Raw genomic sequence first — 13,333 nt, 5'->3', positions numbered from 1 at the left:
TTTCTACGAGAAACGATACCGTCCCTAACAGGACGGTGCAGCCGTTTCTTCTTGTGGGAAGAATACTGATTAACAAGTCTATTCTGTGGGTAAAAGTTCACGGAGTTATTTATTTTTTTCCACTTGCAGGAAAAGGAAACTCTTCCGCGAACATATTTTAATAACGGATCTTTCGTCAAGAAAGGAAGGAACAAATGTGAACTCCTTTGAATTCAGTAAAATATGGCATAAAATTCTTAAAGATTATAAGGTTCATATGGATACAAAGCTCGCTCCCACGCTTACCGACGCCCAGCTTACGGTGCTTGAGCTAGTTCAGGAAAAGGGAGCCGCCAAGCCTTCCGATTTGGCTCCGCATCTGGCTACCAGTCCTGCTGCGGTGACCATGCTGCTCGACCGGATGGAGCGCGGCGGACTGATTATCAGAGATAGGGATGCTTCCGACCGCCGGATCGTCTGGGTCAGCATAACCGATCTCGGCAGAAAGGAAACCGCGCGCGGCCTTAAGGTCCGCAGCGATTTTTTTGCGGAAGTACTGGATCATATTTCGGCCCATAATCAGCAGCTTCTGCTGTATTTGATGGGTAAACTCGTGGCTCCGGGAAACGAATCCGCCCCTTTGGAAATGACCAGATAACCAGGAATTAGGCGGGGCAGAAATAACAAAAGCAGGCCTATCCCACAGAGGGATAGGCTGCTTCTTGCAATGGTCAGCAAATTGCTGACATGGACTTATTGCGGGAACACTGCGCCGCATAACCAGCGACGCTGCTTCTACCGGAGGGCCTGCTCCTGAAGCTCCGCGCTCCACAGGTCCCAAGGATATTGACGCGGAGGCAGTGAGATCAGTTCGAATTCCTGTTTGGTAACGGGATGCGGGAATCCGACGAGCGAGGACCACAGCGCGATTTGCTGCCCGGGTTTGTTGACGGATGCTCCGTATTTTTGGTCTCCGTACAGCGGACAGCCGGCATGGGCGAACTGAACGCGAATTTGATGAGACCTTCCGGTAAGCAGGTCAACCTTTACAAGACTGAAGCCTTCGGTGAAGCCCAGTACGGTATAATCCAAAATGGCTTCCTTGCCGCCCGATGTGCCTTCCCGGACAACGGTGACCGTGTTCGTCTTGGCGTTTTTAAGCAGGATATTTCTCAATCGACCATTCTGAGCAGGCAGCCGTCCGTGTACGACGGTCAAATAGCCTTTACGGAAGTTCCGGCTGCGGACACTTTCCGACAGCCGCGAAGCCGCTTTTGAGGTCTTGGCGAACACCATGGCTCCGCCGACGGGACGGTCCAACCGATGAACGAGGCCCATATAGACATTGCCGGGCTTATCATAACGCCGCTTGACGTCCTCTTTCAGCAGGGTGAGCAGATCGGCATCTCCCGTGGCATCCTCCTGTACGGGAATGTTAACCGGCTTAACGATCCCAAGAAGATGATTATCTTCATACAAAATCTGAAAGGAATCCGGCATCAGTCCGTCTTCCTGTCCGCCATTCACGCTCTGCGCCATGGCTCTATGACTCCCAGCGGCCAAGAATGCCGCAAGGCAGATTCAGCCCGGAGGAAGTGATCGGCAGCCCGATTTCTCCGGAGCTAAGCGTACCTCCATAACGAGCTTTCATCGTCATGGCCAGCATGTTCTCCAGAACGGTAGGGGAGATGCCGGTCGTATAGGAATTGATGAGCAGAAAGAGCGGGTTATCGCTCAGAATGCTCATGCAGCTTTCCAGAAACGGATACAAGTTCTGTTCCAGCTTCCACATCTCGCCGCCGGGGCCTCTGCCGTAGGAGGGAGGGTCCATAATAATCGCATCGTATTTGTTGCCACGGCGCTGTTCACGCTGGACAAATTTGAAGACGTCGTCGGTGATGAACCGGACCGGACGCTCTCCAAGGCCGGATAGCTGCAGGTTTTCTTTTGCCCACTGTACCATGCCTTTGGCCGCATCGACATGTACGACGGAAGCGCCTGCGCTGGCCGCCGCGACGGTTGCGCCGCCGGTGTATGCGAACAGGTTAAGAACTTGTATTTTACGTCCCGCGCCCGCAATCTTGTCCATCATCCAGCTCCAGTTGGCCGCCTGCTCCGGGAATAATCCCGTATGCTTGAAGTTGGTTGGACGAAGATGGAATCTAAGCTTGCCGTAGCGGATGCTCCAGCTCTCAGGTATGCTCTTCTTCATTTCCCAGTGGCCGCCGCCTGATGAACTGCGATGATAATGTCCGTGGACATCCTTCCACTGCGGCGTTTCCTTTGGAAGCGGCCATATAATTTGCGGATCGGGCCGCCGAAGAATGATATCCCCCCAGCGCTCCAGCTTTTCTCCGCCTCCAGTATCGATGATCTCATAATCCTTCCAGTCCCGAGCCATGTACATGTTAATCCATCCTTCAAAAATTCATTTAGCCTATATTGTACATCATTTTGCCGGTTTATAACAAACGGCCGGGCTGCTGAAGACAATCGCGTAAACACTGCTTTTGATATGCATCGGCTGTATCGATTTCTATAAAAGTTATTCTAGAGAAAGCCGTTCCGCCGGGCTGTGAAAAACGCAGGCAACCTTCTGCTGCAAAACTTTATTGACATTGATAATCATTATCAATAGAATAGGTCTATATCCCGCACCGCTACCGGAGAAGGGATGTTTTCAATAACGGCTTTCTGTCATTTGAGGGAGGATATGGAACATGATTAAAATATTAGTGGTATATGCCAGCCTGACCGGCAATACAGAGGAAATAGCGGAACTGATCGCGGAGGGAATCCGCCAATCGGGAGGGGAGACAGTCATAAAATCGGTCACCGACTGCAACGCCTTCGATATCGCATCTTATGATGGTGCGGTCTTGGGAGCCTACACCTGGGGAGACGGAGAACTGCCGGATGAATTCCTCGATTTCTATGAGGAGCTGGATGAAATAGACTTAGCAGGCATGAAGGCCGCCGTATTCGGGAGCGGAGACACCGGGTATGATATTTACTGCGGTGCGGTTGACCTGATTGAAGCAAAGCTGAAGGAAAGAGGCGCCGTCATGGTACAGACGAGTCTGAAAATTGAATATGGGCCGACTGCTATGGAGAAAGAGGATTGCCGCAAATTCGGACAGCGTTTTGCCTTGGCATGCGTAGGGGTATCTTAAGGTGAGTACGGCATGCGGCGCTGCCGCTAATCCGGCCTCTCATTTCCCCAAATTTCACGACTATATCGTAGAGCGTACGCTGCTGGATATGGCGGAGGCAAGCGGCGGCGGAAAAGAACTGCATTTGTGGCGGCAGCAGGTACAGTATACGGTCGGCCACACGTTAAATGATTACTACAGCTTAACGCCCAAGGTTCGCAGTCAGACGCCTATTCAGTTTCTTCTGGAGCGGAGATGGCCTCCGCAGTCCGGGGCCTTCCTTTCACTGTTGCACTACTGGGAGGTTAAAAATACGATATCCGATGCGCTGGTCCGTCTAGTGAGCAGCTGCCATGCCGGAGAGGTTCCATTCATGCTGTATGAACAGTGGTATGTTCCTGTACCTGAACTCCAAATGAACCTGTCCATCATCTTTCAATTGGTCTGGCACTCCCGCAGCAGAGGAGGCGGACTGAATGTGCAAAAGTTCATGGTATGCGGAAATGAGGAGGTTGCCCGGGGATTTATACATATGGCCAACGTATTCTGCCGCAAGACTTTCGGCACGCCGCCCGAGAGTGTAGAGATTCATTATCTCATGGAGGGGGAGAGGCGCCTCTACGACGGAAATGCCTATACACTGGAAGCCTCACTCGATTACTTAAGGCTCCTGGCCGTATTGAATGGCGAGCGTAGCAGCGGATGCGCAGACTGCGCGTTAAAGGGCGAAAGCCGGAACAGGGCCGCTGAGAACAGCTTATCCAGGCATCTCCTGATGTGACCCGCCTGCCGCGTTGTGACACACAAGGACCCTATGGACCGTATCCGGACCATAGGGTCTTCATGCTACCGGTTGCCCGGCGGATCTTTCGCGCTTAATGGTCATCTAATCGGGTCTAGCCGATATAACGATAGTAATCCTGCTTATTGGTTATGACGAATCCGCAGCTCTCATACAGCCCGAGCGCACTCGGATTGTCCAGTGCAACTTCCAGATAAATTCCGTTCCCGATGCGTCTTTCCCGTTGAATCGTCTGAATAAGGGCGCTGCGCCCGATGCCCCGGCCCCGCATTCTCTCATCTACGGTGAAGGCATAGATCCACGTTTCGTGATGTTCTGTCCACAGCCGCATTTTGCCTACGGGCTGGCCGTCAAGCTCAATAATGATATGCTCATTGCTACTTTCCCCATCCAGCTCTTCATACATTTCTACCGCTTCTTCCAGCGTCGTGTTGAAGCCCATGCTGTCGAGAACGGCGAGCAGTCTCTTCTCATCTGCGCGGGCGGGACGAAGGATCACCATGTCATCCGGCAAAATCTTGTTCTCGAAAGCCGAACGTTCCTCTGCCTTGTCATAGTCCCAATTCATCTGGTATTCCGCATGATTGAACTCGATCGGCAGGGTCTTCAGAAAGCCTGCAGCGGATTTGGAAGCCGCCGGCGCGTTAAGCAGTATGCTCTTCGCCTTCTTGCGGACGATCTGTTTATAAGCCTGCTGCCACAAGGTGGTGAAGATGCCGCGCCGGCGGTAGCCGGGCCGCACCATTCCGCAAACTTCAACTTCGCCGCCGAAGCTGTACAGTCCGATAAATCCTGCCAGCAGCCCCTCCTCGTAAGTGTAGAGCCACTGTGCGCCTCCGGCCCCCGGCTCGCTTCGCAGCGAGTCCCAATTGAGCTTCAGCGATATGCCGTCATACTCTTCGCAGCGGCGCTGCAATTCCTCTATTTCGCGTAAAATTTCCTGTGTCGCCAAACCCGTTTCCTCCTAATCATTGGAATCGCAGCCCAGGGGGACATTTCGCTGCGAATAACGGGCAGTTTGTTTAAGACAGACCGCTTCCGTTCTCATTCAGCACGTCCCCGTACTCGGGATGCTTCTTGAATTGATGCGCAGCGTAGGAGCATTGAGGGATGACAGATAGTCCCTCTTTTCTTGCTTTTTCTACAACCGCCTTGACCAGCTGTTCGCCTGCTCCCTGACCCCGCAGTTGCTCCGATACATACGTATGATTGACGATCATTGTCTTGGAATTGTCCAGCTTGTATGTAATTTCAGCAAGGTCTTCACCGTCTCCGGCGATGTAAAACCGTCCTTCTTCTGAAGAAATTTGCCGCATATTCATCACTCCTGTTACATGGATTACCGTTATTTTACTCTCTCTCCGGACAAAAAGCGAGTTAGACTCGAATAATATTGACCAAAGGCAGAAAGTCGCGAATTTTGGGTTATTTTGGGTGAAAAGGTAATTTTGACTCCCGCTTTCTGGAGTGCTATACTGGTTCCACAACACAGCAATATGGTTAATAAGAGACTGATTAGAGTGTAGATCTAATCGGTCTCATGTTTTTAAATCCATACTTAGGAGGAATTGGTAATGAGTGAAGCAGTACGTTTGATGGAAAGAACCGGGAAGCCTGCCGCGCAGCGGAGACAGGGCCTGGTGCCTGTTGTCATCTACGGTGCGGGTTCTGAATCCCTTTCCCTTAGCGCAGATGCAAAAACGATAGACACTATTCTGAGCAAAAATCCGCGTGCGATTTTGAAAGCGGAGCTGCCGGCATCCGGCACCAAAGATGTGATTATTCAGGGCGTACAGCGGCAGCCTTTAACCAAAAAGCTGCTGCATATCGACTTCCATGTCATTGATTTGAAGGCCGAACTGGACACGAGGGTAGCCCTGCATTTTACCGGTACGCCGGAAGGGGTTAAAGCCGGAGGAGTGCAGACGGTCGAGCTGCATGAGCTGGAAATCCGCACACTGCCGGACAAGCTGGAATCCGTATTCGAAGTGGACGTCAGCAATCTGGAAATCGGCGATCATCTGCTCGTTTCAGACCTGCCGAAGCATGCGGGATGGGAAGTGCTGACAGACCCCGAAACGCTGGTCGTTAAGATCGCACCGCCAGCCGTCCAGGCAGAGCCTGCGGCCGAAGAAGGGGCTGCGGAACCGGCGGCCGAAGAGGCTGCCGAAGGAGCGAAAGTTTGATTACCGGCTTCCAATTGAAAAATATACAAATAGAGCGCGTCCTCTCCGTCTTTGGAGGGAACGCGCTCTTGCGTGATCAGGCGCATATAATCGGCTTGCTGTCTGCTATTCATCGGCTGCAACAAGCTTGATATTGTTCTCCTCGGCAAACTGCTGGTAATCGTTCCCCGGCAGGCTGTCGGTAATCAAATAATCGATATCTTCCAGTTTGCAGTAAGTCATGAGCGCATACTTGCCAAATTTGTTGTGGTCTACAAGCAAGAACACTTCCTGGCTGCGTTCGACTACGATCTGCTTGATTTCGCTCTCGAGCGGAGATGAATTGGTTACGCCGCTCGAAAGCGAGATGCCGGTTGAAGCCATAAAGGCTTTATTTATATTGTACGCTTTCAGCAGGTCCATATTTTTGATGCTGGCAAATGATTTTGTCTTGTGGTCCAGAACACCGCCCGTCGAAATGACATTCAAATTGACGTAAGGCAGAGAAGCAAGGATGACATCAAGATTGCTCGTAATAACGGTCAGGTTCAAATGTTTAATATATTCAATCATCTCAAGAGTGGTTGTTCCGGAATCAATGTAAATAATGTCCCCGTTAATTACATACTCGGCTGCGGTTTTGGCAATTCTCTGTTTTTCGCTGTGGTTCCGCGACTTTCTGTCGTTAAAGGAAATGAGAGGCGGATTTAACGCAGCTACACCGCCATACACCTTCTTAACTTCCCCGCCTTCAACCAGTTCCTGGATATCCCGTCTAATTGTATTTTTGGAAACATCGAATACAGTAACGAGTTCGTCGAGCGACACCGTGTTGTGTTCAATGATATAATCCTGAATTTGCTTAATGCGTTTGGTCTTTAGCATGTCGATCCATCCTTAGTATATCAATTAATGTTATTGCCCTTTCCTTTAAGTACATTATATCAACAAAACACCAATAGTTAACCATATAGAACGAGCTCACAGGCATCGTCCGTTTACAACGTAACAGTGTTATGTTACAGTGTGTTTATGAGGTGAAGAAAATGGAGGATGATTTAATCTCGAAAAAAGAGCTCCTGGACCTTACCGGAATTTCATACGGCCAGCTTTACCGCTGGAAGCGCAAGCAGCTCATTCCGGAAGAATGGTTTATCCGCAAATCCACGTTTACTGGACAGGAGACCTTTTTTCCAAGAATGCTGATTCAAGCCCGGATTCGAAATATCCTAAATATGAAGGATGATCTTTCGCTGGACGAACTGGCCAGCAGACTGGCAGACGCGGAAGGGTACAGCGAGATCCGCTTGACCAGAGAGGCTATAATAGAACGAAACATTGTTACGGATATTGCGATGTCTGCATATGGAACGGAGGTTCAGAGCAAGGGGGACTTGTATTCCTTCGGGCAGCTTCTGCATCTGTATGCGGCGGACACTTTACTTGCCAAAGGGGACATGAGTCTGGATGAAGGAAAGCTTCTGCTTCGAACGCTGGAGAAACATGCCGGGGTGCTGACGGGTAAGCCTTGCGAGCTTTATTTTATCCGGAAAATGGGCGTTGCCTTATTCCTGCTTGCGCCGTCGCCGGCGGAACTCTACTTCGATGAGGGCGTCCGGCTGGTTGCGAAAGTGGCGCTCGGAGATTTGATAGAACAGTTGAAAGGGAGGTTATCGTAGGGTGACAGAGGAAGATAAGCACCCCGGGCAGCGGCCGGATCTTATCCTTAATGGAGTCGGCAGCGCTGCGGGAGGGGATTACGACAAAGTCCTTATAGACGGAGTGGGAAAAGTAATGGATTCGCTAAGTGCTAGGTTATTCAAGGCGAACGGTCAGATTCGGGTGAAAGGCAAGCTGAAGACCGCAGAAGTGGAAGTCAATGGTATAATGAATCTTGAAGGTCCGCTGCGGATGAATACCATGAAATTGGACGGCATCCTCCATGTCGAAGGCGGCATTGCAGGAGAGAGCTGTGTTCTGAACGGACTGCTGACCGCAAAAGGGGATTGTGAGCTGGAGGAATTCAGAGGTGTGGGCGGATTCACAATTGAGGGGCTGCTGAGCGCGGGGCGAATGGATATCCGGCTGGCAGGAGCAGGGCAGGCTCATGAGATCGGAGTGGAGACGCTGAAGGTCCGTCAGGAGGATCAGAGCCTATGGAACCGGCTGCTCGGCGGAATCATTCCGAAACTGAAGCCGGTGCTTACCGCTAAGGTCATCGAGGGAGATGATCTGGACTTGGAATATACAAATGCGGATGTAGTCAGAGGAAATCATGTCATTATCGGACAGGGCTGTTCCGCCGGGCTGGTGGAATACCGAACCGGATTAACGGTCCACCCTGGAGCCCGCGTTGGAAAGGAAGTGAAGACCGGTGACTAATACGGCTCGCGGCAATCTCAAAATCATGGGCACATCGTCATCCGCAGGAGGCTCGTTCCAAAATGTAGGTATAACGGGTGAGTGCAGATTTACGGGAAATGTTGATTGTGAAGAGTTCGGCTTGACCGGGAATTCGGAAATTGACGGCAGCCTGAAGGCGGAAGAAATCAAGCTGACCGGCGAATGCGGTGTGCGGGGGCGTATCGATGCCATGTCCGTAAAAGGGCGCGGAGAACTGACGGCGGATGCCGGAATCAGGGCTGAGCGGTTTGCGTTTGAAGGGCACGTCAGTGTGAGGGAGGATTGCGAGGCGGGAGAATTCCGGCTTACCGGCGTGGTGGAGATCGGCGGACTGCTGAGCGGGGACCAACTTGATATCGGCCTGATCGGTAAGAGCCGGGCGGGAGATGTCGGAGGAGGCAAGATCAGAATCAAGCGCAGCAAGGGTTTTTTGTTGATGAAGATGGTCAAGCCGAGCCAGGAAGCCTGCTTTGAGGGGAGAACGATTGAAGGGGACTTCGTGGAGCTTGAGCATGTGGCGGCCGAAACTGTAAGAGGCGGAAGCGTCATTATCGGACCTGGCTGCGAAATTAAAACGGTAGAGTACAGGGAATCTCTGGAGATACACCATAACGCGAAAGTGCAGCGCCAGGTTAAACTGTAAAATTGTAAGCTGGAAAACCAAGTAGAGAAACGGAAGTGGAGACTTAAATGAGCGATCATAAAAATAACCGTCTGGGCCTGGTCATTGCCGGGCTTTTACTAGGCATTCTGATGGCATCCATGGACAGTACGATTGTAGCGACAGCCATGGGGAACATCGTTGGGGAATTAGGCGGGATGGACAAATTTGTCTGGGTCACCTCAGCCTATCTTGTCGCCGAGATGGCGGGCATGCCGATCTTCGGCAAATTGTCGGATATGTACGGCCGCAAGAAATTTTTCGTGTTCGGCCTTTTGGTGTTTATGGCAGGGTCCGCGCTGTGCGGAACGGCGGACAGCATTACGCAGCTGGCCATTTACCGGGCAGTGCAAGGGATAGGCGGCGGAGCGCTGGTGCCGATTGCCTTCACGATTATGTTCGACGCGGTGCCGCTGGAAACCCGGGGCAAGCTGGGCGGCGCATTTGGCGCGGTATTCGGGCTGTCCAGCATATTCGGTCCGCTGCTCGGCGCCTACATCACGGACCATATCGCCTGGCAGTGGATCTTTTACATCAACCTGCCGCTTGGTGTCCTTGCTTTTGTGCTGGTCGCGTTCTTTTACAAGGAATCGCATGAGCATTCCAAGCAGCCGATTGACTGGCTTGGCGCGGGTACGCTGCTTGGTGCGGTAATCAGCCTGATGTTTGCGCTGGAGCTTGGCGGCAAAGAATTTGCATGGAATTCTGCTTTGATTCTTGGCCTGTTCGGCGTGGCGGCGGTGCTCGCGGCAGTGTTTCTCTATGCGGAGACGAAGGCGGAGGAGCCGATTATCTCCTTCAAGCTGTTCCACCGGCGGCTGTATGCCTTCAGCATTCTGATCGCCTTGTTCAGCGGAGCGGCGTTCATCGTCGCGTCGGTCTATATCCCGATCTTTATCCAAGGCGTGCTCGGAGGCTCGGCCACCAATTCCGGCCTGGTGCTTCTGCCGATGATGGTGGGTTCCGTAATCACGGCAACCGCAGGAGGCTTCCTGATGACTAAATTCAGCTACCGCAGCCTCATGATTCCAACCCTGCTGCTGCTGGCTCTCGGAACCTGGCTTGCTTCCACACTCTCGCCGGACTCGACGCGGCTGATCGTCACGCTGTATATGATCCTTATCGGCCTTGGCGTCGGCGCGTCATTCTCGGTTCTGAGCAACGCCGCCATAGACGGCCTGTCCGCCCGGCAGCGCGGATCAGCAAGCGCAACCCTCAATTTCCTCCGGTCTTTGGGCATGACGGTGGGCATTACCACCTTCGGCATCATCCAGAGCCATTATTTGGCCGACCGGCTGGGCAATCTGTTCGGAGCTTCAGGCGGCGGCCAAGGCGGGGCGGGGGCGCTTGATCTGTCGGACCCTCATACCTTGCTGTCTCCGGATACGCGGGCGCTGATTCCGCCGGAGATTTTGAGCAAAATTACGGAGGGGCTGTCCGCCTCCATCACGTATACATTCACCTGGGCTATTATACCGGCGGTGCTGGCTCTACTCTCCTCGCTGTTCATGGGGAGCAGCAAAATGGTCGGAACGGAAGAAGAACAAAAGGCCGCCGGGCACTAACCCGGCAAGCCCTTATTCCCAGTTCTTGCAGACATCGACCCATGCCTTGCCGCCCGAGTATTGCTCAAGCTCGGCACAGTTTAATTCAATTGCGGAATTTGAGCTGCCGCAGGCGGGGAAGAGGGTATCAAAGCGCTTCATGGAGATATCGAGATAGATTTCGAGGTCATTGGCCAGTCCGAACGGGCAAACGCCGCCGACGGCATGTCCGGTCTGCTTCAGCACTTCCTCCGGAGACAGCATTTTCGGCTTGAACCCGAACTCGCTCCGGAATTTTTTGTTGTCGACCTTCGTATCGCCGGCAGCCACGACCAGAATTGCGGCTTCGCCTTCGCCGTAAAAGGACAGCGTTTTGGCTATACGGGCGGGGATGACGCCGATCGTCTCTGCGGCTGTCTCTACAGTAGCGCTGGAGGATTCAAATTCCATGATATGCTGCTCTCTTCCAATGGCGCGGAAATGTGCTGTTACACTTTCGATAGACATGACAAAGAGTTCCTTTCCTCATAAAAATATAGATTTTGCGATAATCAATCATTTTAGCGGCTAATTTGATATTTGGCAAAAGATACTGCTTGTTTTGGCAGATCAACAAAGCGGCGCTCTTCAAGCGAAGAACGCCGCTTTTTAATCTTCCAGATTGAGCTTTTGCAGCAGGGCGACCAGCTGATCCTCTTCTTCATCCGTTAAATCGCGCGTCAGCTTGGCGTTGGATTCATCCAAAAGGGTCTGAAGCACCGGTTGGAATTCTACTGCCTTTTGAGTAGGGTAGAGCCGGTGCGACCGGCGGTCCTCCGGGTCTGCTTTGCGCTCGATATAGCCAGCGGCCTCCAATTGTTTGACCGAGCGCGCGGTGGTTGCTTTGTCGAATTTGAGGCCTAGGGTCAGCTGATCCTGCGTTGTTCCTGGAGACATGAGAATCGCTTTTAGAAAGCTGTACTGCCCGCCGCCGCCGATTCCATATTCGCCGAGCGAGCGGGCCATGCGTTTCAGTTGAGTTCGGTAAACATAGGAGATCAGCTTTCCGATCGGTTCTTTTTTAGTGGGAGCGGGTTCTTTCATAAGGACTCCTTTCGGGAATGGCGGGTTCATATTCGTATGCTTCCATCATGATAAAAAAGTTTACCGTAAAATAGTTGCGTGCGCAACAAAGTTGCAGTACACTTTGAATTATAAATAGTTGCGTGCGCAACTAAATCGGTGCATGCGAAAAAGAGGTGGCTTATGAGCACAATGAATCGGGGAACTTATCAAGAGGATGCCGGCGTACAGGGCCGCCGCTGGCTGATTCTAATTGTATTAAATCTGTTTGTATTCATGTCCACCCTGGACGGGAGCATTGTGAATATCGCCCTGCCGGTGTTATCGGAGAAGCTGGATCTGCCGATCGCACAGATCGAATGGGTGACCACCGGTTATCTGATGGCGATTTGCGCAGCGATTCTGTTCTTCGGAAGACTTGGAGATATCGCCGGCAAGATTAGATTATTCAAGATTGGCACGATCGTCTTCATCCTGGGTTCCCTGCTGTGCGGGCTGAGCGGGTCGCTGCCGGTGATGGTGGCGGCAAGGGTTATTCAGGCGATGGGCGCATCAATGACCATGGCGAACAGTCAGGGCATTGTGACGGATATTTTTCCGGCAACGGAGCGGGGGAAGGCGCTTGGGCTCATCGGCACCTTTGTTTCTCTCGGAAGTATCGCCGGCCCGAGCCTTGGCGGCATGATTGTTGCCAATCTCGGCTGGGAGTATATCTTCTGGGTGAATGTTCCGATCGGCTTGATTGCAATCGGTCTTGGCTGGAAGGTGCTCCCGAAAGATCTGATCCGGGTAAAGGCCAGAGTCGACATTCCCGGAAGCCTGCTGTTCGCCTGTTTCATTATTGCTCTGTTTGCGGGCCTTCTGCTCGGACAGCAGCATGGATACGGGAGTATCGGCATAATATTTACGCTAATTGCCGCGGCGCTTGCTTTTATCGCTTTTCTCCGGGTGGAGCTGCGGAGGCCCGAGCCGCTGCTGCAGCTTAATCTCTTCAAGAATCCTCTGTTCTCGCTTAGCATTCTTTGCGGGTTTCTCGTATTCGCCGCGAACTTCTGCTTTAACATTATTTCGCCGTTCTACACGCAGAATATGCTTGGCTTGTCTCCGTCTTCGGCGGGCTTTCTGCTGATGCTGTTTCCAATAAGCATGGTTGTCATCGCCCCGCTGAGCGGCGCTTTGTCGGACAAGATCGGCTCGGAATTTCTTACGTTTGCCGGTCTGGTGGTCATGGTTATCGCCCAATTCGGACTGGCTCAGCTTCATGACGGAAGTCCGGTCTGGCTCGTAGGCGTATGGATCGCGATGCTCGGGGTTGGCAGCGGACTGTTTCAGTCCCCGAATAACTCCCTGGTCATGTCGACGGTGCCCCGCACCCAGTTAGGTTCAGCCGGCAGCGTGAATTCGCTGGTGCGCAATATCGGTATGGTTGTCGGCATTACGATTGCCACCACCACCTTGTTCAATGTAATGAGCGGCAAAGCCGGCTATCGGGTCACCGGTTTGATCCCGGACCGGCCGGATATTTTTCTGGCGGGCATGCATGTTGTGTTTACTACTTCGGCGGC

At 52.4% G+C, this 13,333-nt stretch carries 16 protein-coding genes; 9 read left to right on the top strand and 7 right to left on the bottom strand.

Annotated elements, in window-relative coordinates; genetic code table 11:
• Positions 1-196 precede the first annotated feature (196 nt).
• Positions 197-637, top strand: coding sequence for a MarR family winged helix-turn-helix transcriptional regulator (locus L691_RS0116045; RefSeq protein WP_025691470.1), 441 nt, complete (start codon positions 197-199; stop codon positions 635-637).
• Positions 638-774: 137 nt separating this feature from the next.
• Here the strand turns inward: L691_RS0116045 and L691_RS0116040 are convergent, their stop codons facing one another.
• Positions 775-1,518, bottom strand: a complete 744-nt coding sequence (locus tag L691_RS0116040; protein ID WP_025691469.1) for an RluA family pseudouridine synthase — start codon at positions 1,516-1,518, stop codon at positions 775-777.
• 4 nt (positions 1,519-1,522) lie between these two features.
• Complete coding sequence (locus L691_RS0116035; protein WP_025691468.1) at positions 1,523-2,386, bottom strand: class I SAM-dependent methyltransferase; 864 nt, start codon at positions 2,384-2,386, stop codon at positions 1,523-1,525.
• Between the two features lie 313 nt (positions 2,387-2,699).
• On the opposite strand from L691_RS0116035, the gene L691_RS0116030 reads away from it, so the two are divergent.
• Both L691_RS0116030 and L691_RS0116025 read left to right on the top strand, forming a co-directional pair.
• Complete coding sequence (locus tag L691_RS0116030) at positions 2,700-3,152, top strand: flavodoxin (protein ID WP_025691467.1); 453 nt, start codon at positions 2,700-2,702, stop codon at positions 3,150-3,152.
• 1 nt (position 3,153) lies between these two features.
• Positions 3,154-3,912, top strand: coding sequence for a hypothetical protein (locus L691_RS0116025; RefSeq protein ID WP_025691466.1), 759 nt, complete (start codon positions 3,154-3,156; stop codon positions 3,910-3,912).
• Between the two features lie 115 nt (positions 3,913-4,027).
• Here the strand turns inward: L691_RS0116025 and L691_RS0116020 are convergent, their stop codons facing one another.
• Positions 4,028-4,885, bottom strand: coding sequence for a GNAT family N-acetyltransferase (locus L691_RS0116020; protein ID WP_025691465.1), 858 nt, complete (start codon positions 4,883-4,885; stop codon positions 4,028-4,030).
• Positions 4,886-4,955: 70 nt separating this feature from the next.
• Complete coding sequence (locus tag L691_RS0116015; RefSeq protein ID WP_025691464.1) at positions 4,956-5,249, bottom strand: GNAT family N-acetyltransferase; 294 nt, start codon at positions 5,247-5,249, stop codon at positions 4,956-4,958.
• A 258-nt stretch (positions 5,250-5,507) separates the two neighbouring features.
• Here L691_RS0116015 and L691_RS0116010 point away from each other — a divergent pair, with 258 nt between their 5' ends.
• Positions 5,508-6,119, top strand: coding sequence for a 50S ribosomal protein L25 (locus L691_RS0116010; protein WP_025691463.1), 612 nt, complete (start codon positions 5,508-5,510; stop codon positions 6,117-6,119).
• Between the two features lie 105 nt (positions 6,120-6,224).
• Here L691_RS0116010 and L691_RS0116005 read toward each other — a convergent pair whose 3' ends face one another.
• Positions 6,225-6,983 carry a DeoR/GlpR family DNA-binding transcription regulator gene (locus tag L691_RS0116005; RefSeq protein ID WP_025691462.1) on the bottom strand — a complete coding sequence of 253 codons (759 nt, stop codon included), beginning with the start codon at positions 6,981-6,983 and terminating at the stop codon, positions 6,225-6,227.
• A 161-nt stretch (positions 6,984-7,144) separates the two neighbouring features.
• On the opposite strand from L691_RS0116005, the gene L691_RS0116000 reads away from it, so the two are divergent.
• The 4 genes from L691_RS0116000 to L691_RS0115985 are packed head-to-tail and all read left to right on the top strand — an operon-like array spanning position 7,145 to position 10,727.
• On the top strand, positions 7,145-7,777 hold the full coding sequence (locus tag L691_RS0116000) for a YhbD family protein (protein ID WP_025691461.1): 633 nt from the start codon (positions 7,145-7,147) through the stop codon (positions 7,775-7,777).
• 1 nt (position 7,778) lies between these two features.
• On the top strand, positions 7,779-8,480 hold the full coding sequence (locus L691_RS0115995) for a hypothetical protein (RefSeq protein WP_025691460.1): 702 nt from the start codon (positions 7,779-7,781) through the stop codon (positions 8,478-8,480).
• Positions 8,473-9,144, top strand: a complete 672-nt coding sequence (locus tag L691_RS0115990; RefSeq protein WP_025691459.1) for a hypothetical protein — start codon at positions 8,473-8,475, stop codon at positions 9,142-9,144. The genes L691_RS0115995 and L691_RS0115990 overlap by 8 nt, the downstream gene beginning before the upstream one ends.
• 47 nt (positions 9,145-9,191) lie before the next feature.
• Positions 9,192-10,727: an MDR family MFS transporter gene (locus L691_RS0115985; protein WP_025691458.1), complete on the top strand. Its 1,536-nt coding sequence runs from the start codon at positions 9,192-9,194 to the stop codon at positions 10,725-10,727.
• 12 nt (positions 10,728-10,739) lie between these two features.
• On the opposite strand, the gene L691_RS0115980 is transcribed toward L691_RS0115985, so the two are convergent.
• Together L691_RS0115980 and L691_RS0115975 are read right to left on the bottom strand one after the other, a co-directional pair.
• Positions 10,740-11,213: a YbaK/EbsC family protein gene (locus tag L691_RS0115980; RefSeq protein WP_025691457.1), complete on the bottom strand. Its 474-nt coding sequence runs from the start codon at positions 11,211-11,213 to the stop codon at positions 10,740-10,742.
• Positions 11,214-11,354: 141 nt separating this feature from the next.
• On the bottom strand, positions 11,355-11,789 hold the full coding sequence (locus L691_RS0115975; RefSeq protein ID WP_036737242.1) for a MarR family winged helix-turn-helix transcriptional regulator: 435 nt from the start codon (positions 11,787-11,789) through the stop codon (positions 11,355-11,357).
• Positions 11,790-11,951: 162 nt separating this feature from the next.
• Here L691_RS0115975 and L691_RS0115970 point away from each other — a divergent pair.
• A partial coding sequence (locus tag L691_RS0115970; RefSeq protein WP_025691455.1) for an MFS transporter occupies positions 11,952-13,333 on the top strand: 1,382 nt, incomplete at its 3' end.

Origin of the sequence: Paenibacillus zanthoxyli JH29 (assembly GCF_000520715.1) — a bacterium.
GTDB lineage: Bacteria > Bacillota > Bacilli > Paenibacillales > Paenibacillaceae > Paenibacillus_AQ > Paenibacillus_AQ zanthoxyli.
Note: the sequence above shows the minus strand (reverse complement) of the source record. Positions and strands in the feature narration are given on the sequence as shown.

Excerpts from the sequence above, each read along its gene's own strand:
- L691_RS0116040 (WP_025691469.1), bottom strand. The coding sequence starts at position 1,518 with ATGGCGCAGAGCGTGAATGGCGGACAGGAAGACGGACTGATGCCGGAT.
- L691_RS0116035 (WP_025691468.1), bottom strand. The coding sequence starts at position 2,386 with ATGTACATGGCTCGGGACTGGAAGGATTATGAGATCATCGATACTGGA.
- L691_RS0116030 (WP_025691467.1), top strand. The coding sequence starts at position 2,700 with ATGATTAAAATATTAGTGGTATATGCCAGCCTGACCGGCAATACAGAG.
- L691_RS0116015 (WP_025691464.1), bottom strand. The coding sequence starts at position 5,249 with ATGCGGCAAATTTCTTCAGAAGAAGGACGGTTTTACATCGCCGGAGAC.
- L691_RS0116010 (WP_025691463.1), top strand. The coding sequence starts at position 5,508 with ATGAGTGAAGCAGTACGTTTGATGGAAAGAACCGGGAAGCCTGCCGCG.
- L691_RS0116005 (WP_025691462.1), bottom strand. The coding sequence starts at position 6,983 with ATGCTAAAGACCAAACGCATTAAGCAAATTCAGGATTATATCATTGAA.
- L691_RS0116000 (WP_025691461.1), top strand. The coding sequence starts at position 7,145 with ATGGAGGATGATTTAATCTCGAAAAAAGAGCTCCTGGACCTTACCGGA.
- L691_RS0115985 (WP_025691458.1), top strand. The coding sequence starts at position 9,192 with ATGAGCGATCATAAAAATAACCGTCTGGGCCTGGTCATTGCCGGGCTT.
- L691_RS0115980 (WP_025691457.1), bottom strand. The coding sequence starts at position 11,213 with ATGTCTATCGAAAGTGTAACAGCACATTTCCGCGCCATTGGAAGAGAG.
- L691_RS0115975 (WP_036737242.1), bottom strand. The coding sequence starts at position 11,789 with ATGAAAGAACCCGCTCCCACTAAAAAAGAACCGATCGGAAAGCTGATC.